Source organism: Methylobacterium terrae (assembly GCF_003173755.1).
GTDB lineage: Bacteria > Pseudomonadota > Alphaproteobacteria > Rhizobiales > Beijerinckiaceae > Methylobacterium > Methylobacterium terrae.
The window spans coordinates 1,194,265-1,211,843 of sequence record NZ_CP029553.1 but is presented as its reverse complement, the minus strand read 5'-3'; the positions used below and the strand labels follow the sequence as shown (position 1 = coordinate 1,211,843).

At 72.6% G+C, this 17,579-nt stretch carries 17 protein-coding genes, 1 tRNA gene and 1 riboswitch; of the genes, 7 read left to right on the top strand and 11 right to left on the bottom strand.

Going from position 1 to position 17,579, the window contains the following annotated elements:
- Nucleotides 1-75 precede the first annotated feature (75 nt).
- Nucleotides 76-162: riboswitch (ZMP/ZTP riboswitch) on the top strand.
- A gap of 23 nt (nt 163-185) precedes the next feature.
- Entirely contained in the window at nt 186-1,529 is a 1,344-nt protein-coding gene (locus DK419_RS05425; RefSeq protein ID WP_245442838.1) for a bifunctional folylpolyglutamate synthase/dihydrofolate synthase, read from the top strand.
- Between the two features lie 90 nt (nt 1,530-1,619).
- Here the strand turns inward: DK419_RS05425 and DK419_RS05420 are convergent, their stop codons facing one another.
- From DK419_RS05420 to DK419_RS05400, 5 genes are all read right to left on the bottom strand, one after another.
- Nucleotides 1,620-2,390 (bottom strand): hypothetical protein, encoded by a 771-nt coding sequence (locus DK419_RS05420; RefSeq protein WP_208642286.1) that lies wholly within the window; start codon nt 2,388-2,390, stop codon nt 1,620-1,622.
- Between the two features lie 220 nt (nt 2,391-2,610).
- A complete protein-coding gene (locus DK419_RS05415; RefSeq protein WP_109958181.1) occupies nt 2,611-3,327 on the bottom strand; it encodes an LrgB family protein in 717 nt (238 codons plus the stop codon).
- A gap of 24 nt (nt 3,328-3,351) precedes the next feature.
- On the bottom strand, nt 3,352-3,723 hold the full coding sequence (locus tag DK419_RS05410; RefSeq protein WP_109958180.1) for a CidA/LrgA family protein: 372 nt from the start codon (nt 3,721-3,723) through the stop codon (nt 3,352-3,354).
- The gene (locus tag DK419_RS05405; RefSeq protein ID WP_109958179.1) at nt 3,720-4,490 is read right to left on the bottom strand and encodes a glutamine amidotransferase; all 771 of its coding nucleotides are present in this window, start codon (nt 4,488-4,490) and stop codon (nt 3,720-3,722) included. The genes DK419_RS05410 and DK419_RS05405 overlap by 4 nt, the downstream gene beginning before the upstream one ends.
- An 8-nt stretch (nt 4,491-4,498) precedes the next feature.
- Complete coding sequence (locus DK419_RS05400; protein ID WP_109958178.1) at nt 4,499-4,981, bottom strand: tellurite resistance TerB family protein; 483 nt, start codon at nt 4,979-4,981, stop codon at nt 4,499-4,501.
- A gap of 267 nt (nt 4,982-5,248) precedes the next feature.
- Here DK419_RS05400 and DK419_RS05395 point away from each other — a divergent pair.
- The 3 genes from DK419_RS05395 to DK419_RS05385 all read left to right on the top strand — a co-directional run bounded on the left by DK419_RS05395 (nt 5,249) and on the right by DK419_RS05385 (nt 7,768).
- Nucleotides 5,249-5,324 (top strand) — tRNA-Thr (locus tag DK419_RS05395).
- A gap of 92 nt (nt 5,325-5,416) precedes the next feature.
- Nucleotides 5,417-6,136 (top strand): spermidine synthase, encoded by a 720-nt coding sequence (locus DK419_RS05390; RefSeq protein ID WP_109958177.1) that lies wholly within the window; start codon nt 5,417-5,419, stop codon nt 6,134-6,136.
- A 612-nt stretch (nt 6,137-6,748) separates the two neighbouring features.
- Nucleotides 6,749-7,768 carry a helix-turn-helix domain-containing protein gene (locus DK419_RS05385; RefSeq protein ID WP_109958176.1) on the top strand — a complete coding sequence of 340 codons (1,020 nt, stop codon included), beginning with the start codon at nt 6,749-6,751 and terminating at the stop codon, nt 7,766-7,768.
- Nucleotides 7,769-7,805: 37 nt separating this feature from the next.
- On the opposite strand, the gene DK419_RS05380 is transcribed toward DK419_RS05385, so the two are convergent.
- Together DK419_RS05380 and DK419_RS05375 are read right to left on the bottom strand one after the other, a co-directional pair.
- Nucleotides 7,806-8,108: a hypothetical protein gene (locus DK419_RS05380; RefSeq protein WP_109962142.1), complete on the bottom strand. Its 303-nt coding sequence runs from the start codon at nt 8,106-8,108 to the stop codon at nt 7,806-7,808.
- Nucleotides 8,109-8,289: 181 nt separating this feature from the next.
- Entirely contained in the window at nt 8,290-8,577 is a 288-nt protein-coding gene (locus DK419_RS05375) for a hypothetical protein (RefSeq protein WP_109958175.1), read from the bottom strand.
- Between the two features lie 321 nt (nt 8,578-8,898).
- Here DK419_RS05375 and DK419_RS05370 point away from each other — a divergent pair, with 321 nt between their 5' ends.
- Nucleotides 8,899-10,101, top strand: coding sequence for a multidrug effflux MFS transporter (locus tag DK419_RS05370; RefSeq protein WP_109962141.1), 1,203 nt, complete (start codon nt 8,899-8,901; stop codon nt 10,099-10,101).
- Nucleotides 10,102-10,199: 98 nt separating this feature from the next.
- Nucleotides 10,200-10,844: a transglutaminase-like cysteine peptidase gene (locus DK419_RS05365; protein WP_109958174.1), complete on the top strand. Its 645-nt coding sequence runs from the start codon at nt 10,200-10,202 to the stop codon at nt 10,842-10,844.
- On the opposite strand, the gene DK419_RS05360 is transcribed toward DK419_RS05365, so the two are convergent.
- Nucleotides 10,828-11,109: a hypothetical protein gene (locus DK419_RS05360; protein ID WP_109958173.1), complete on the bottom strand. Its 282-nt coding sequence runs from the start codon at nt 11,107-11,109 to the stop codon at nt 10,828-10,830. The two genes, DK419_RS05365 and DK419_RS05360, sit on opposite strands and share 17 nt — an antisense overlap.
- Before the next feature lie 290 nt (nt 11,110-11,399).
- Between DK419_RS05360 and DK419_RS05355 the strand changes: the two genes are divergently transcribed.
- Complete coding sequence (locus tag DK419_RS05355) at nt 11,400-12,764, top strand: SGNH/GDSL hydrolase family protein (RefSeq protein WP_109962140.1); 1,365 nt, start codon at nt 11,400-11,402, stop codon at nt 12,762-12,764.
- Nucleotides 12,765-12,768: 4 nt separating this feature from the next.
- Here DK419_RS05355 and DK419_RS05350 read toward each other — a convergent pair whose 3' ends face one another.
- The 3 genes from DK419_RS05350 to DK419_RS05340 form a co-directional block, all read right to left on the bottom strand.
- The gene (locus tag DK419_RS05350; protein ID WP_109958172.1) at nt 12,769-13,470 is read right to left on the bottom strand and encodes a response regulator; all 702 of its coding nucleotides are present in this window, start codon (nt 13,468-13,470) and stop codon (nt 12,769-12,771) included.
- A 4-nt stretch (nt 13,471-13,474) separates the two neighbouring features.
- A complete protein-coding gene (locus DK419_RS05345; protein ID WP_109958171.1) occupies nt 13,475-15,631 on the bottom strand; it encodes a TonB-dependent siderophore receptor in 2,157 nt (718 codons plus the stop codon).
- A gap of 489 nt (nt 15,632-16,120) precedes the next feature.
- A complete protein-coding gene (locus tag DK419_RS05340; RefSeq protein ID WP_109958170.1) occupies nt 16,121-17,548 on the bottom strand; it encodes a glutamate synthase subunit beta in 1,428 nt (475 codons plus the stop codon).
- Between the last annotated feature and the right edge of the window lie 31 nt (nt 17,549-17,579).

Genomic DNA, 17,579 nt, shown 5'->3' with positions numbered 1-17,579 from the left:
GGCCGGCACAAGGCGCCCGCACGGTGCGCGCGGTCTCGCGGCCCGTTGCTCCGCGCCGGCTCGTCTCTTATGGGGGATGTCCCGCGTGACTGGCGAGGTTCAAGGTGGTCCGACCACCGGGGAGCGCGGGCATCGTTTCCGCCGCTCGCCTGGGCACCCTTCCCGAGCCGACCACGGGGTGACCCATGAACGCCGCACTGTCGAACGCCGCACTCTCGAACGCCGGACCCGCCGCCGCCTCGCCGGACGCGCCGACCGGATCCCTGCCCGAGGTGCTGGATCGCCTCGACCGCCTGACCGACTGGGAGAAGCGGCCGCGGGGCGGGATGCGGGTCGGGCTCGCGCCGATGCGCGACCTGCTGCACCGGCTCGGCGCGCCGCAGGCGCGCCTGAAGGTCGTCCATGTCGGCGGCACCAAGGGCAAGGGCTCGGTCTGCGCGCTCGTCGAGGCCGGGCTGATGCGGGCGGGCCTGCGGGTCGGGCGCTACGCCTCGCCCCACGTCGAGGCGATTACCGAGCGGGTCTGCCTCCAGGGCCGGCCGGTCGAGGATGCCGTGCTCGCCGGGGCGCTGGCCCGGGCGCTCGACGCCCACGAGGCGGCGCGCCGCGACGGCACCGCGGGCCTCGAGGCGACCTGGTTCGACGTCCTGACCGCCGCGGGCCTCGCGATCTTCGGCGAGGCCGGACTCGACTGGGCGGTGGTCGAGGTCGGGCTCGGCGGGCGCCTCGATTCGACCAACGCGGTCGACGGCGCGGTCGCGGTCGTCACCAATGTCGGGCTCGAGCACACCGAGATTCTCGGCACCACCCGCGCGGCCATCGCCGCCGAGAAGGTCGGCATCCTCAAGCCCGGCGCGGCGCTCGTCACCACCCTCGCTCCCGACGACGAGGCCGGTGCCGTCCTGGCCGCGCGCGCCGCCGCCCTCGGCTGCCCGGTCCTGCGGCCGACGCTTCCGGACGCGGGCTCGATCGCCGGGGAGAACGCGGCGCTCGCCGGCCTCGTCCTCGACCGTCTCGGCGCCGGCGGGGCGTGCGGCCGCGACGGCGCGCGGCTCGGCGCGGACCTCCTCGATGCCGAAACGTGCGCGGGCGCCCGCCTGCCCGGGCGGCTCGAGCGCCGGGTCGTCCCGACCGCGCGCGGCCCGGTGCCGGCGGTGCTCGACGGCGCCCACGTGCCGTTCAACCTCGCGGCGGTCCTGCGCGACCTCGATCGCGACCCGGGCCTCCCGGGGACCTGCACCGCGCTCGTGGCGCTCGCCGGCGACAAGGACGCGGCGGGGTTTTTCGCCGTGCTGGCCCGGCACGCCGCGGCGGTCGTGTGCACCGAGATGCCGGAACGGCGCGGCCACGGCGCTGCGGCGCTCCGGGCGCTCGCCGCCGCCGAGGGGCTGGAGGCCGAGGCGGTGGCGATCCCGGACGCGGCGCTCGCCCGGGCGGCGGACCTCGCCGCCCGGCGCGGCGGCTGGCTGCTGGTGACCGGCTCGCTCCACCTCGTCGGTGCGCTGCGGGCGGCGACCGAGGCGCCCTGAGCGCGGGCCCGGCGTCGTGATCGCGTGCGGAGGGCGGGACGCGGACGTCCCGCGACGGCGACGAGGGGCGGGGGCGCGAGGCCGGTCCGCTCACTGGCTCGCCGGCACGTATAGCTGTCGTGAGTACCACGGGAGCGAGACGGCGCTCACCAGCTGCTGCGAGCCGTCGAAGATCTTGCCGAGCAGGCCGCCCGAGGCCCTGAAGGTGAGGCCCCTCGCCTTGTCGACGCCGTTCGGCGCGCTCGCCAGGACGACCAGCCCCTGATCGATCCGGTAGGTCCGCCGGACCCGGCCGTCGACCGCCGAGACGTTGCGCGAATCGGCCTGCACGCGGCTCGGCTGGGAGCGCTCGTAGCCGATCTGGAACGCGATCTGCTCGCCGCCCTCGCCCGCGACCGACCATGTCTCCTCGACGCTCCCCTTCAGGTTCGTCGCCCGCAGGGTCCTCTCGACCGTCACCTTCGCCGGCTTGCCGACCTTGTAGAAACCGGGCGCGGTCTCGCCATCGCCGTAGGCCTCGACGATGGCGAAGGCCGTCTCCGCGGCGTTCCTGGCCGGAACCGACAGGATGACGGTCGCCTCTTCTCCTCCGACCGGCTTGCCGCCCTGGTCGATCGTCGCCAGTCGTTCGGCGAACACGATGGAGAGATTGGCTCCCTTGGCGGGTCCTTGCGCGACCGGCGCGAGTGTCCATCCCTCCGGCAGGAGCTTCTGCACGACGTCGTCCCTGACTTTGAAGGTGAGCACCGTGCGGGTCTCGACGGCGGCCCCGGAATAGACGCCCAACGTCTCGGCGGGCGGCAGGGGCGCCTGGGCGAGCGCCGGAATTCCACAGGTGACGACGAGGATAGAAGCGAGCAAGGCGCACCGCATGGCAGCTGTCCCCTTCCTATGCCATCTCTGACTGAGCCACTATCCGCGCGATACTGACATCAGACAAGAAATAACGTGTAATCGATCTCGCATTCGGCCCTCGAACGGTCAGCCGACCTGGTCGAGCGGCAGGTGGGGACGAGGGAACGTCTCGCGCAGGCACGAGCCGCCTCGCGCTCGCGGCATCGCGCCGCGATCGGGCGTTGTCCTAGCGCAGCAACGCCAGCGCCAGCGGCACCAGCACCGCGGTCAGGAAGGCGTTGAGCCCCATCGCGATGCCCGCGAAGGTGCCGGCGACCTCGCTGACCTGGAAGGCGCGGGCGGTGCCGATGCCGTGGGCGGCGAGGCCCGCCGCGAAGCCGCGGGCGCGGTAATCCCGGATGCCGAGGCGGTCGAGGAGCGGCGTCACCATGATGGCGCCGAGGATGCCGGTGAGGATGACCAGCACGGCGGTCAGCGTCGGATCGCCGCCCAGCGCCGAGGTGATGCCCATGGCGACGCTGGCGGTGACGGATTTCGGCGCGAGCGCGATCAGGATCGAATCCGGCACGCCCAGCAGCTTCGCGGTGCCGATGCCGGTGGCGAGCGCCACCGTGGAGCCGACCACGAGGGCCGCCAGCATCGGCACCAGCACCCGGGTCACGGTCTTGCGGTGCTCGTAGAGCGGGATCGCCAGGGCGACCGTGGCGGGACCGAGCAGGAAGTGCACGAACTGCGCGCCCTCGAAATACACCGCGTAGGGCGTGCGGGTGACGACCAGGACGAGGCCGACCATCCAGATCGCGTGCAGCACGGGGTTCGCGAGCGGGTGGCGGCCGGTGGCGGCCGACACCCGGTCGGCGACGACGTAGGCGGTGAGCGTCACGGTGAGCCACAGGAGCGGCGTGCGCGACAGGAACACCCAGAGGGCGAAATCCCCGGTCACCGCCTGGTCCTCATCGCCCCGTCCTCATCGCCCGACCCGTCTGGCGACGTACGAGAAAGTGGAGACGGTGGCGACGAGGGCGAGCGCCGTCGAGACCACCAGCGCCACCGCGAGGGCGACGCCGTGGGCGGCCAGGACGTCGAGCCGGCCGATCACGCCCGCGCCCGCCGGCACGAACAGCAGCGACAGGTGGGCGAGCAGCCCCTTGCCGGTGCGCTCGAGCGTGCCGTCGACGAGGGGAGCCGGAAGGCCGCCGGGGCGCCGGTCGCGCAGGGCGAGCACCCCGAGGAGGAGCGCCATGCCGACGACCGGGCCCGGGACGGGGAGCGCGAAGGTCCGAGCCAGGATCTCGCCGGCGAGCTGGCACAGCAGCAGCAGGGTCAGGCTGAGGATCATGACGCCGCGAGCGCCCCCGCGCCCTCCCCCGTCCCGGCTCCGGCGAGCCAGTGGTCGAGGAAGGCGTCGAGCCAGGCCGCGACGCGGCCGTCATGCATCAGCCGGCCCTCGATCTGCCGCGCCCGGTCCTGCGCGCCGGGCAGGCGCAGGCGCTCGGCGGCCCGCACGGTCCAGCGGCAGATCATGGCGTGGGTGACCTCCGGGTGGAACTGGAGGCCGAAAGCCGAGGGCCCGACCCGGATCGCCTGGGTCGGGAAGTCGTCGCCGGTGGCGAGCGTGTCGGCCCCGGACGGGCAGGTGAAGCCCTCGCGGTGCCAGTGGTAGACGTGGGAGGGCCAGGGCTGGCCGATCTCGCCGGCGAAGTCCCGCCCCGCCGCGGTCGGCAGCAGGGGATAGTAACCGATCTCGGCCCGGCCCTCCGGATGGGCGCAGACCGTGGCGCCGAGGCACTTCGCCAGCATCTGCGCGCCGAGGCACAGGCCGAGGAACGGCCGCCCCTCGCGCAAGGGGACCCGGATCCAGTCGATCTCCTGGCGCACGAAGGCGTCGCCGTCGTTGGCGCTCATCGGCCCGCCGAAGATCACCGCGCCGGCATGGTCGCGCAGCGTCTCCGGCAAGGGATCGCCGAAGCGGGGACGGCGGATGTCGAGGGGATGGCCGCGCTCCTGGAACAGCCGGCCGAGGCGGCCGGGGGTCGATTGCTCCTGGTGCAGGATCAGCAGCACCGGCCTGCGCCCGGGCTGCGGGATCGCGAAGGGGCTCACCATGGCGGGACTTACCGGGCCGGCACGTGCGGCGTCGGCAGCCCCGCGAGGGCGACCGCCCGGGTGGCGGTGATCGCGGCGTCGTCGAAGCCGAGGAGCTGGCCGACGCGCCAGACGAGGTCGTCCTCGAACTCGTGCACCTGCCCGTCGGCGGCCGCGACCGCCCAGGCGAGGCCGAGCAACCCGCGCCGCTCCTCCTCCGGCACGTCGCGGCCGATCATCTCGACGAGTTCGGCCACGTCGCGGGTCGCGTCGTCGAAGTCGATCGCGCGCTCGATCAGGGCCTTCGCCCCGGCCTCGGTGGCCGCGAAGCGGTGGGTCAGCAGGCGGGCGAGGCGATCGCGCTCCACCGCCGCGAGGGTACCGTCGACCCGCGCCACGTGGACGAGCAGGGCCGCGGCGGCGAGGTGCTGCTCGTCGGCGGCGTCGGGCGGCGAGGCGGGCGCGCCGAACATCTCGGTGGCGTAGGCGCGAAGGCGGGCGATCAGGGGCATTGAGGGAATTGGGATATTCGGCCCGCTTATGGTCGGGATTCGCCGACGCCACGTCAAGCGCCAAGGGCGCCGGGCCAGGCCCGCGAGCCCTGCGCCGGGGGTCTGCGTCCACGCGCCGGACGGTGGGAGCGCCCACGCCTTCCGACCCGCCCGTCCGACGCTCCGCAGGCTGCTGCCGCGCGGTTCGCCAGGGGAATCGCTTGCCAAGCCGCCGCGCCCCGGCTATGACGGCGCCCATCGATCGCCGGCTCACCCGGCCCGGTCGGCGCCGCAATAGCTCAGCTGGTAGAGCACCTCATTCGTAATGAGGGGGTCGGGGGTTCGAATCCCTCTTGCGGCACCACTTTTTCCCCCGACGATCGAACGGACGAGCGCTTCGCGATGCGAGGCAGCCCCGAAGTCCGTCTCTCTTCCCCACGACAGAGCGAGAGTGCGATGAGGCGTTCCCTCGCCCCCGGCGCGTCCGAGGCGGCCCGGTTGGCCGCCTGGACCGAACTCGACACCGGCCCGATTCCCGGCACGGACCGCGTCCTGCGCCTCGTGCGGCGCGACGACGAGTTCCTGATCGTCGTCGACGGGATGGAGCTGATGGGCAGCCATCGCAGCGGCTCGGAGCGCGAGCTCGCGGCCCTGGCGTGCGAGGAGCTGCGCGGCCATCCGGCGCCGCGGGTGCTGATCGGCGGGCTCGGCATGGGCTTCACCCTGCGGGCGGCCCTCGCCGTCCTCGGGCCGCAGGCCCGGGTCGTGGTGGCGGAGCTGGTGCCGGCGGTGGCGGCCTGGGCCCGCGGCCCCCTGGCGCATGTCTTCGGCGACTGCCTCGACGATCCGCGGGTCGAGATCCGCGCGGGCGACGTCAACCGGGTGATCCAGTCCGGGCCGGAAGCCTGGGACGCGGTCTTGCTCGACGTCGACAACGGGCCGCGCGGCCTGGTGAGCCGGGGGAACGACCGGCTCTACGACGCCTGGGGCCTCAAGCGGGCGCGCTGGAGCCTGCGGCCGGGCGGCGTGCTCGGCATCTGGTCCGGCTGCCCGGACCGGAAGTTCAAGTCGCGGCTGCAGCGCACCGGCTTGCGCGTGACGGAGCACCGCATCCGTTCCGAGCGCCCCGGGCGCACGCCCCACGTGGTCTGGCTCGCGCGGCGCCCGGGCGCCTGACGCGGCGCATCGCGGCTCAGGGCGCGGTCAGCAGCGGTGCCGTGACCACGAGGGTGATGGCGAGCGCGAGCGCGAGCGCCAGGACGAAGGAAGCGCAGCGCCCGGCGGCGCCCGGCAGATCCGTCCGCATCAGAAGGTCCTTCTGCGGCAGGGATGCGAAACACGGCCCGATCATGACGAGATTGCTTGCCGACGAGGAGTGATCGGCCGCGTCATAGCACAACCGATCCGTTTCGCGGCGGCGCGACGAGACGCAGCGTCTCGAACACTTGCCCGGGCGTCTCATACCCTCGCGCCTCGGCATCGACCCGTCGATGCCGAGGCGTCCGGCGCATCGGCGCCGACGCCCGTTCTTGCTTGGCCAGCGCCTTCGAACGGATCCGTTCGAAGGCGCTGCGGCATCGGACCGGCGCGGATTGTTTCCGGACGGGGTCCGGGGTGGCGCCTCCCGGTCAGCCGACGATCGCCGCAGGGCGTCCGGTCCGCCGCGGCGGACGAAGCGATGATCGCCGAAGATGTTCGTGGCGTCAGGTTGCGGATTGACGCTGAGGATCCGCTCCCACATCGCAGGTTGACGGAGCGAGCCTGACGAGAGAGGCGGATGCCAGCGCGATGGTGGAGCGGGACGCGACGGATTTCAGGCTCGACCGGCTCGTGGCCGAGCAGCAATTCACCCTGTGGCACGACCTGGTGCAGCCCCTGTTCCGGGTCAGCCTCGACCGGGATTGCGCGGCATCGTTCCGGGCCGAGATCCAGGCCGTGGCGGTCTCCGATGCGCTGCTGACGACCTGCGCGTCGCGGGCGCAGGGTTTCGAGCGCGACGCGGGCGACGTGCGCAACTCCGGCTGGGATCACATCGTGATCCAGCATTACGTCGCGGGGAGCTTCGAGGGGCTGTGCGGCGACAGGGCCGTGGCGGTGGCGGCCGGGGACATCAACGTCCTCGACCTCAACCGCACCCTGCGCACGCGATCGACGGACTTCTCCAACCTCACGCTGATCCTGCCGCGGGACCGGCTTCCGATCGCCGCGTCGCACGACCTGCACGGGCACGGGATCGGCCGGGCGAACGGGCTCGCACCGGTGATCGGCGGCCACCTGCGGAGCCTCGCCGCGCACGCGCCGTTCCTGTCGCCGCGGGAGGCGAGCACCGCCCTCGACGCTCTCTGCCTGATGCTCTCGGGCAGCGATCTGCGCGAGGCCGATCCGCTCGTGCGGGCCGCCGCCAGCGCCAGCGTGCACGAGCGGATCTGCACCTACATCGATCAGCACCTCGACGACCCGAGCCTCAGCCCGGCGGGGATCGCGGCAGCGTGCCGGGTGTCGCGGGCGACGCTGTACCGCCTGTTCGGGTTCGACGGCGGCGTGATGGCCTACGTCGCCGGGCGCCGGCTCGACCGGGCCTTCGCGGCCCTCAGCCGGCCCGACGACGGAAGGGGCGGCATCGCCCAGGTGGCCTATCGCAGCGGATTCACGAGCGAGACCCATTTCAGCCGCTCGTTCCGGAGCCGCTTCGGGATGACCCCGCGGGACGCCCGCCGCTTCGCCCGCGACGGGCTCCGCCCGGCCGCGCCCGGCCTCGGCCCGCGGGACTGGGTGCAGACGATGCGGCGCCTGCGCGAGACGCTGTGAGCGCGACGTCCTGGGCGCGCGACGTCCTGAACGACGCTCAAGGCAGCGCGCCGATCCGCTCCTTGGCGCGGGTCATGGTGTCCTCGCAGGCCCGCTCGTTGCCGGCGCGGTCCTGCTCGCGCGCCGTGGCGATCAGGCCCCGCGCCTCGGCGATCCGCCCCGCATCCGGCACGGTCGCGGGGTCGCTCGGGCGGCCCGCGGGCGGGGCCGCGAGGGCCTTGGGCGACCCTTGGGATGTCGGCGTGCTGCCGGTGACCGACGCGGCCCCGGGACTCTCGAGCCGGCGCTCGATCGTGGCGATCTGCTCCGCGCACGGGGTCGCGGCGGCGGTGGTGGCCATGAGCGGAGTGGCAACGAGCGGAACCAAGATCCCTGCCCCGATCAGCACGGCTCGCATGACGGCGTTCTCCTGCCTGGAACCGCCTTCGGCGGGCGGCGACGGGGAGCAACGGCTCTCGGGCGGTCGCGGTTCGCGACCGGGATCGTCGCCGCGATGTCGCACCGCGCGGCGGGCGCACCGCTCAGATGCATTCCCGGCGTGAGGCCGCCTCGACCAGGCGCAGAACCGCGCGCCGGGTCTCGGGATCGGCGATCCGGTTGAAGGCGCGCAGGAGCCGGATCGTCTGGCGCGCGAAATCCGGCTCGGCGCCCACCCTCGCCGGCGCCGCGTCGTAGGCCGGTCCGATGGCTGCCCCGAGCAGCGCCTCGATCTCGCGCAGGCGGTATACCGACAGGCTCCCGGCTGACGCTGCGGCGTGCCCACGGGAGGATCGCGGCCTGCCGCCGGGATCGAACGCGCCATCGGACATCGGCTCCTCCCGCCCCTCGATCGAGGTGCGACGCGTCCCGCGGGCTCGCGCCCCGACCGCCGCACCGTGGGTCGCAGGTTACGGTCGCGGTCATTCGCAGGCAAACGAGAATGAGGGGCCGGGCCATGATCGAACGGATGCCCCGGGTGCGGAGCGGCGCCGGCGGCAGGGCCCAGCCATTCGCGGTCGGCATGTCTCCCGCGGCCGTCGGCGCCTACAGAGGGTAGGCCCTGCCCCGGACGGCCCGTCCCGAGAGCCCGGCATCGAGAGCCCGGCACCGAGAGGCCGGCGAGAGGATCGCGAGCGGACCGAGCGATGAAGATGTCACCACGGCGTTCCGGACAGGCGTCGCTCACCCTCCTCGTCGCCGTGACCATGACCGGGACGGTGGCCCTGCACATCTTCGTGCCGGCGCTCGCGGCGGCGGCCGCCGATCTCGGGACCACGCCGGTCGCGGCGCAGCTGACGATCACCCTCTACCTCGTCGGCCTCGCCTGCGGGCAGCTGGTCTACGGCCCGCTCTCGGACCGGTTCGGCCGCCGCCCGGTGCTGATCGCCGGCCTGTCGCTCTACCTCGCGGGGCTCTTCCTCGCGATTCCCGCCACCTCGATCGAGGTGCTGATCCTCGCCCGGGTGCTGCAGTCGCTCGGGGCCTGCGGCTCCCTGGTCCTCGGCCGGGCGATGGTGCGCGACGTCTCGACCGCCACCGACGCGGCCCGCAAGATCGCGATCCTCACCATGGCGATGACGCTGACGCCGGCGCTCGCGCCGGCGATCGGCGGCCTCGTCGCCGGCGCCTTCGGCTGGCGGGCGGTGTTCGTGGTTCTCGCCGCGGTGGTGGCGGGCCTCGGCGCGCTCGTGGTGCTCACCCTGCCGGAGACCAACCGGCGGCCGGTCGCGCTCCCGGGGATCGGCGCCGTGGCCGGGGCCTACCTGCGGCTCCTGCGCGACCCCGTCTACCGGGCCTACGTGCTCGCCGGGGCCTGCGCCGGCACCAGCCTCTACGCCTTCCTGGCGGTGGCGCCGTTCCTCCTCGTCGACCGGCTCGGGCGCTCGTCGCAGGAGGTCGGACTCGACTGCCTGATCGTGGTGGCCGGGATGGTGGTGGGTTCCGCCCTCGCCGGGCGCCTCGCCGGCCGCGTGCCGATCCTGCGCGCCGCCAAGGTCGGCAACGGCGTCTGCCTCGCCGCCGCCCTGGCGCTCCTGGCGATCGACCGCGCCGGGGCGCTCACCGTCGTGACGCTGCTCGCGCCGCTGGTACTCTACGCGGTCGGCATCGGGCTCTTGGGACCGAACGCGGTGGCCGGGCTGATGAACGTCGACCCCCACGCCGCCGGTTCGGCCTCGAGCCTCTACGGCTTCATGCAGATGGCGCTCGGCGCGCTGTTCACCCTCGCGGTCGCCACCTGGCACGACGGCTCGGCGACCCCTGTGGCGGCGACCCTGCTCGCGGCGTCGGTGATCGCCGCGCTCTCGCTGCGACGGGTTCGAAACGGGCCCGCGGCGGGCGACGCGGACCTGTGAACACACGTTAACCTTTTCTTAACTCGGCCGTTGCCCCGGCGGAGCCGCCGTGCGACCAACTCGTTAACGAGAGCTTAACGGTTGCGGGTGCGGGTCGGATGCGTATCGCGGGTCGCCGGAATGGAATCGGAATCGCGCGGGTCGCGGCTTTCGCCGCCGCGCTCCTCGCCTCGGTCGGCGGCGCCGGCAGCCAGACCCTGGCCGCGCTTCCCGCGGTCACCGTACCGGCCGCCCCGGTCGGCGAGGCCCGGCCGGTCCCGGCCTGGACCGAGTTCTGCGCCCGCTACGCCTCCGAATGCGCGGTCGATCCGAGCGAGCCGGCCCAGGTGACGCTCACCCCGCGGCTGTGGCAGACGGTCACCGGCGTCAACCGCCAGGTCAACACCAGCTTGCGCGCCGTGACCGACATGGAGCATTGGGGCGTCCCGGACCGCTGGGACCTCGCCGAGGACGGCTCGGGCGATTGCGAGGATTTCCAGCTGCTCAAGCGCAAGCTGCTGGCCCAGGCCGGCCTGCCGCGGCGCGCGATGCGGATGACGGTGGTGATCGACGAGAAGGGCGAGGGCCACGCCGTGCTGATGCTGCGCACCGACCGCGGCGACCTCGTCCTCGACAACAAGACCAGCGCCGTGCTGCCCTGGCACAAGACCGGCTACACCTACATCAAGCGCGAGGGCGACGAGGGCGTGCGCTGGGTCTCCCTCGGCCGGGCGGTGTCGCCGGTCGTCACCGCGAACCGCTGAGGCCGGCCCCGAACTGGGCCGCCAGGGCCTCGCTCGCCAGCTCGGCGCTGCCGTTCGTCCAGGGCAGCGCCAGCACCACCCGAACGCCGGGCGCCGGTGCGGGAGGGGCCGGGCGCGCCAGGGGCGCGCTGATCGGCGCCGGGTCGAGCGCCGGGCGCAGGGCGAGGGCCGCCGCCTCCTGGCCGCCCCTGCTCAACAGGACGGCCGACCCGATCGCGACGATGAGCGCGGCCTGGAAGACCAGCCGCCGTACGGTCCGAAACATTCGAAGCACTCGCCTGTCATGCGGCGACGTGTTGTGTGTCCGTCGCTCGCTTGGTCTCACCATCGGCCGGCACCGCTTAACGAGCGGTCGTCGGCGCGAGCGGCGTCCTGTTGGGATCTCGACGATTGTCGGCGATGCTGAACGGAGGTTTTACACTGTCCTTCATCGTCCCATAACCTTGACGGAGCGCGAACGCGCGGCCTCGTCGAGGGCGCGGGGGTGGGAAGGAGCCTGCGCCCGCGCTATACTCATCCCCCACGAGGATGCGGACGGAGCCGGGATCGATGCGGATGGGGTGGCGGACGGGACGGACGCTGTCGCGCCTCCTCGCTCAGGGCCTGCTCGCGGGCCTGCTCGGAGGCCTCGCCGGACCCGGGACGGCCCGGGCGCAGTACTACGACGACGGCTACGGCTACCGTCGCGCGCCCGCCTACCGGCCGGCCCCCGCGCCCGAGTCGCAGCGGCAATTCTACTGGCCGTGGGAGGACCGTCCCTCCGCCCAGCCCCAGGCGCAGGATCAGGGCCGGCCGGCCTATCGCGGCGCCTACCGCACGCCCCGCCCGCGGCGCGAGCGCGAGCGCGAGGTCGTCCACAGCCGCGAGGGCCGCTCCGTGCAGCGGCCGAAGCCCCGCCCCGCCCCGGTCGCCGCCCGCCCCGCCGCCCCGAAGCCGAAGGCCGACCCGCACACCCAGATCGCGGTGTTCGGCGATTCCCTCGCCGACCTGCTCGGCCAGGGCCTCGACACCGTCTACGAATCGAACCCGGACGTCGTGGTGATCCGCCGCGCCAAGGGCGACAGCGGCCTCGTGCGCCGGGACGTGATCGACTGGCCGAAGGCGGCGGACGACTACCTCAAGTCCAATCCGAAGGTGACGTTCGCCGTCGTGATGGTCGGCGCCAACGACCGCCAGCCCCTGCGCGACGGCGACCAGACCCTCGAGCCCTTGAGCGAGCGCTGGCGTGCCCTCTACCGCGACCGGGTCGACGGGCTGCTGAAGGTCTTCGCCGACCGCAAGGTGCCGGTGATCTGGGTCGGCGAGCCGCCGATGAAGAGCGAGACGCTCTCGGCCGACATCACCTCGCTCAACGAGATCGTCCGCGACCGCGTCCAGCGCGCGGGCGGCGTCTACGTCGACATCTGGCCGGCCTTCGTCGACGAGAACAACCGCTACGCCGCGAGCGGCCCGGACCTCGAGGGGCAGCAGGCCAAGCTCCGGACCGCCGACGGCGTGCACTTCACCCAGGCCGGCGCCCGCAAGGCGGCCCACTTCGCCGATGTCGAGATCAAGCGCCTGATCGAGGCGAAGGGCGGCACCCCTGCCCTGCCGGACGCGGTCTCCTCGCTCACCCCGGAGGCGCCGCCGGCCGCGGGCACGGCGAAGCTCGACGACGACGCGGCGATCGACCGGCTCATCACCGCGATGCTGCCGAGCCTGCCGGAGCCACCGGGCATCCCGGCCCTGCCGGTTAAGCCGGCCGCAGGCCCGGTCCTGCCGCTGACCCGCAACGAGGTCGCGCCGAACGGCACGCTCGTCACCGGCCGGCCCCGGCTCGACCGCGATGCCGGCTACACCCTGGAGCGCAGCCTGACCCGCGGCGTGGCGCCCCCGCCCCAGCCCGGCCGGGCGGACGATTTCCGCTGGCCGCGGGGGTGAGGCGCTAGCGCGCGCGGCCGGCCGTCCAGTCGATCGCGGCGTCGAACAGCGCGAGCCCGGCCGGCGCGAGGTTGGCGAAGGTCTCGTTGTCGAGGAGGAACATCGTCCGGCGGGCCGGTGCGATCGATTCGTAGTCCATGGTCGCGCCCTTCTCGTAGCCGAACACGACCGCCTGGTCCGGCTCGCCCGGCACCGTGGCGATGATGGCGGCGCCGAGTCCCGGCTTGCCCCAGTTCATCGGTGCGTCCTTGACGTAGACGGTGTTGATGCCGGCGGGCAGGCCGCCCGCCAGGGCGTGCGGAGCATTGACGAGCCAGACGAAATGCTCGGCCGAGGCCTTGCCGAAATCCCGCCCGGCCTTCTTGCCGGCCATCCCCATGTCGTCGAGGAGATCGCTCTCCCAGGTCATCACCGGCACCGCGAGTTGCCGGTAGGCGCCGAGCAGGTCGCGGCTGCGGATGTTGGAGGACAGCAGCACGAGGTCGTAGGCGGCGGCTTGTGCCGGGGAATCGTACTGGCTGCCCAGGGCCACCCGGTAGCCGCGGCCCTCCAGATGCGCCTTGATGGCGCGGTCCGCCTGGACGCGAGGATTGTCCGGCTTGACCACGATCAGGATCGTGGGCGTCCGCTCCGCGGCGGCCGCGGCGGCCGCGGCGCCGGGGAGCGCCGCGAGGAGCAGGATCGCGAGACGGAGCCGGCGGGACATCGGCCTACCACCGCCCCGTGATCGTCGCCAGCACCGTGAACGGCGCCCCCGGCACGTTGTTGAACTGGTTGTAGGGCTGCTCGACGTAGCGCGCGTCGGTCAGGTTGCGCAGGTTGAGCGAGAACCGGGCGTGCTCGTCGAGATCGTAGAACACGGCCGCATCCACCCGCGCGTAGGCCCCGACCGTGTAGTTGTTGTTGAGGTCGCCGGTGCGCTTGCCGACATACGTCACGCCGGCGCCCACGCCGAGGCCGCGCCACGGCCCCTCCTGGACCTGGTAGGTGGTCCAGACGCTGCCGCTGAAGGCCGGCACGCCGACGAGGCGGTTGCCGATCGCGAAGGTGGTGTCGCGGGTGATGCGGGCATCGAGGTAGCCGACGCCGCCGATGACCTTCCAGCCCGGCAGGACGGTGCCGGCGAGGTCGGCCTCGACGCCTTCCGAGCGCTGCTGCCCGGTGATGACCGAGAAGCCGCTGTTGACCGGATCGCTCGCCGCAACGTTGTTGCGGGTGATCCGGAACGCGGCGGTGCTGAGCGTCAGGCCGGGGTTGATGTCGTAGCGGGCGCCGACCTCGTACTGCTCGCCGGTCTCGGGCGACGGGTTGACGGCCCCGAGCACGTTGGCGGTCTGCGGCTTGAACGAGGTCGAGTAGCTGGCGTAGAGCGCCAGCGGCTCGGCCGGCCGGTAGATCAGGCCGACGCGCGGCGAGACGCCCGACAATTCCTGCGTCGGCGGCAGGCTGCGCGAGGTCGGCAGGCGGCTGAAGTAGAACTGCTCGCCGGTGTCGTAGCGCACGCCCAGGAGCAGCTGCAGCCCGTAGCCGAGCTCGATCTGGTCCTGGGCGTAGAGGCCGGTCAGCTCGTTCTTCTGCCTCAGGTCGCTCTGCAGCGAGAGCGCGCCCGGCAACGCGCCGAAGACCGGATTGAGGAAGCTCACCGACGCGATGTTGCCCTGCGTCGAGTAGGAGTGGCGATAGCCGTTGATGTACTCGATCCCGACGAGGGCGGTGTGGCGCAGGCCCAGCCAGTCGAACTTGGCGACGAGTTCCGTCTGGCTGTCGACCGAGGCGTAGGTCGAGTTGGTGGCGGTCAGCCGCCGGGTCAGCACGGTGCCGGCGGCGTTGACGCCGGTGGCCCGCGGCGAGATGAGGTCGAAGCCGCCGCCCTGCGCGTTGAGGACCTGGCGGATCATCAGGTTCTCGTTGAAGTCGTGCTCGATCTTCAGCGTGCCGAAATTCGCCATCGCGTTGTAGCGGGCGAAAGGCTCGCCGTAGTAGCGCGCGATGTTGTCGAGGGGCACGCGGCCGCGGAAGGCGGTCAGGCCCTCGTCGTACTGCCCGTCCTGCTTGGTGAACTCGCCGAGGAACGTGACCCGGGTGTCGGGGCTCGGGTTCCAGGAGAAGGCCGGGGCGACGAAGTTGCGGGAGTTGTCGCGTCCGCCGTAGTTGCGGAACGTCGGATCGGCCTCGGTCGCGAAGCTGACCCGGCCGGCCAGGCCCTCGGCACTCGGAATCGGGCCCGACACCGAGCCCTGCACCCGGCGGAAGCCGAAGCTGCCGCCCTGCACGCTCGCATCCGCCGTCGGCACCAGGCTCGGCTGGCGCGTCACGATGTTGATGACGCCGCCGGGGTCGCCGCGGCCGTAGAGCACCGAGGCCGGCCCTTTCAGCACCTCGATCCGCTCGACATCGGCGAGGTCGCGCTTGGTGACGAAGAAGTTGCTGGCCTGGTTCAGGAACACGCCGTCGATGGCGTAGGTCTGGGTGTTGAAGCCGCGGATGTTGTAGGTCTCGGTGCGGCCCTGGAGCGTGCCGGCGGGCTGCACGTTGCTGACGTTGAACAAGGCGTCGGTGAGCCGCGTCTCCTGGCGGTCGACGAGCACTTCCCGCGGGATGACGTTGACGGTCTGGGGCAGGTCGCGCAGGGCCGTATCGGTCTTGGTCGCGGTGGCGCTGCGGGTCGCGCGGTAGCCCTGGACCGGGCCGGCGGCGGTCTCCCGGAAGGCCGGCGCGCCCGCGACCGTGATCGTGTCGAGGGCGATGGCCTCAGCCGGTTCCTGCGCGCCCGCGCGACCCGCCCCGAGAATCGGCGCCGCGCCCGCGAGCAGGGCGACGAGCAGCGGCGAGCGACGCCGGCTGACGGGGCATGGACGTGAGAGCACAGGAACCTCGGGCGGAAGAAGCGACCTCCCGCCGCGTAAGCCCCAGACCTGCGGCAATCAATCGCTTCATCCCGGCAAGGTCTGGAACGATTCCAGGACCGGTCGCAATCGCCCGTCATGTTGCTTTTGCGCACCTATCCCAATGTTCGCCAGCACTCGGAAGCAGCGAATCCCTCGACAGGCCGAATTTTCATTAGAATAGATACAGCGAATTGCGTTGGATCGCGGTCGATGATGCCGGGGACGATCGAGAGCGAGATTTCGTCAGACGCCGCGTCCCACCCCAAGCGCCGTCAGGCGGTCGGGTGAAAGAGGAGGCGCGGGGTTCCCCGCTCCCCGCGGGCGGGGGACGCGGTGCCGATCCTGCCACGGCGGTGCCCGAACGGCCTGCCGCCTGGAAACGAGACGGGACCCGCGCCGATCGGAGCGGATCCCGTTGCCGTCATCAACCCCGTCCGGCGAGGACCATCGCCTCGCCTACGTACTCCGTCAGACCGGCAGGGTCGTCGCGCCCATCAGCGCCGCGTCGATGGAGCGGGCGGCCTGCCGGCCCTCCCGGATCGCCCAGACCACCAGGGACTGGCCGCGGCGCATGTCGCCCGCCACCCAGACCTTGTCGGCCGAGGTGCGATACTGGACGTCGTCGGCCAGCACGTTGCCGCGCTTGTCGCGGGCGACGCCCGACTCCTCGATCAGGCCCTGGGCGACCGGGCCGGCGAAGCCGATCGCCATGAAGACGAGGTCGGCCGGCAGCAGGAACTCGGAGCCGGCGATGGGCTTGCGGGTCTCGTCGACCCGGGCGCAGACCACGCCCTTCACCTTGCCCTTCTTGTTGCCCTCGATGCGCAAGGTCGCGGCCTGGAACTCGCGCTCGGCGCCTTCGGCCTGGCTCGACGAGGTGCGCATCTTGGTTGCCCAGTAGGGCCACACGGTCAGCTTGTCCTCGCGCTCCGGCGGGCGCGGGCGGATGTCGAGCTGGGTGACCGAGAGGGCGCCCTGGCGGAAGGCGGTGCCGACGCAGTCCGAGGCGGTGTCGCCGCCGCCGATCACCACCACGTTCTTGCCGGCGGCGAGGATCGGCTCCTCGGGCGTTGCGGCCTCCTGCCCGACCCGGCGGTTCGACTGGACGAGGTAGGGCATGGCGAAGTGCACGCCCTCGAGATCCTGGCCCGGCAGGCCGGGATCGCGCGGCGCCTCGGCGCCGCCGGCGAACAGCACGGCGTCGAACTCGTTGTGCAGGCTGGCGAAGGAGCGGGTGACGCCGATATTGACGCCGTAATGGAACTGCACGCCCTCGGCCTCCATCTGCCGCACGCGGCGGTCGATGTGGCGCTTCTCCATCTTGAAGTCGGGGATGCCGTAGCGGAGCAAGCCCCCGGCCTTCGGCTCGCGCTCGAAGACGTGGACGTCGTGGCCGACGCGGGCGAGCTGCTGGGCCGCGGCGAGGCCGGCCGGCCCCGAGCCGATGACCGCGACGCGCTTGCCGGTCTTCACCGCGGCGGGCTCGGGCACGACCCAGCCCATGCTCCAGGCCTTGTCGGCGATCGCCTGCTCGATAGTCTTGATCGCGACCGGCTGGTTCTCGAGGTTGAGCGTGCAGGCCTCCTCGCAGGGAGCCGGGCAGATGCGGCCGGTAAATTCCGGGAAGTTGTTGGTGGAGTGCAGGTTGCGCGCCGCCTCCTCCCAATCCGCGTTGAAGACGAGGTCGTTCCAGTCCGGAATCTGGTTGTGGACCGGGCAGCCGGTCGGGCCGTGGCAGAACGGGATGCCGCAATCCATGCAGCGCGCCGCCTGCTTCTTCAGGTCGTGCTCGTCGAGCGGCAGGGTGAATTCGAGGAAGTGGCGCACGCGGTCGGCCGCGAGCTGATACTTCTGCTCCTGCCGGTCGAATTCGAGGAAGCCTGTGACCTTGCCCATCGGTGAAGTGCTCAGTTCGTGAAGTGATCGG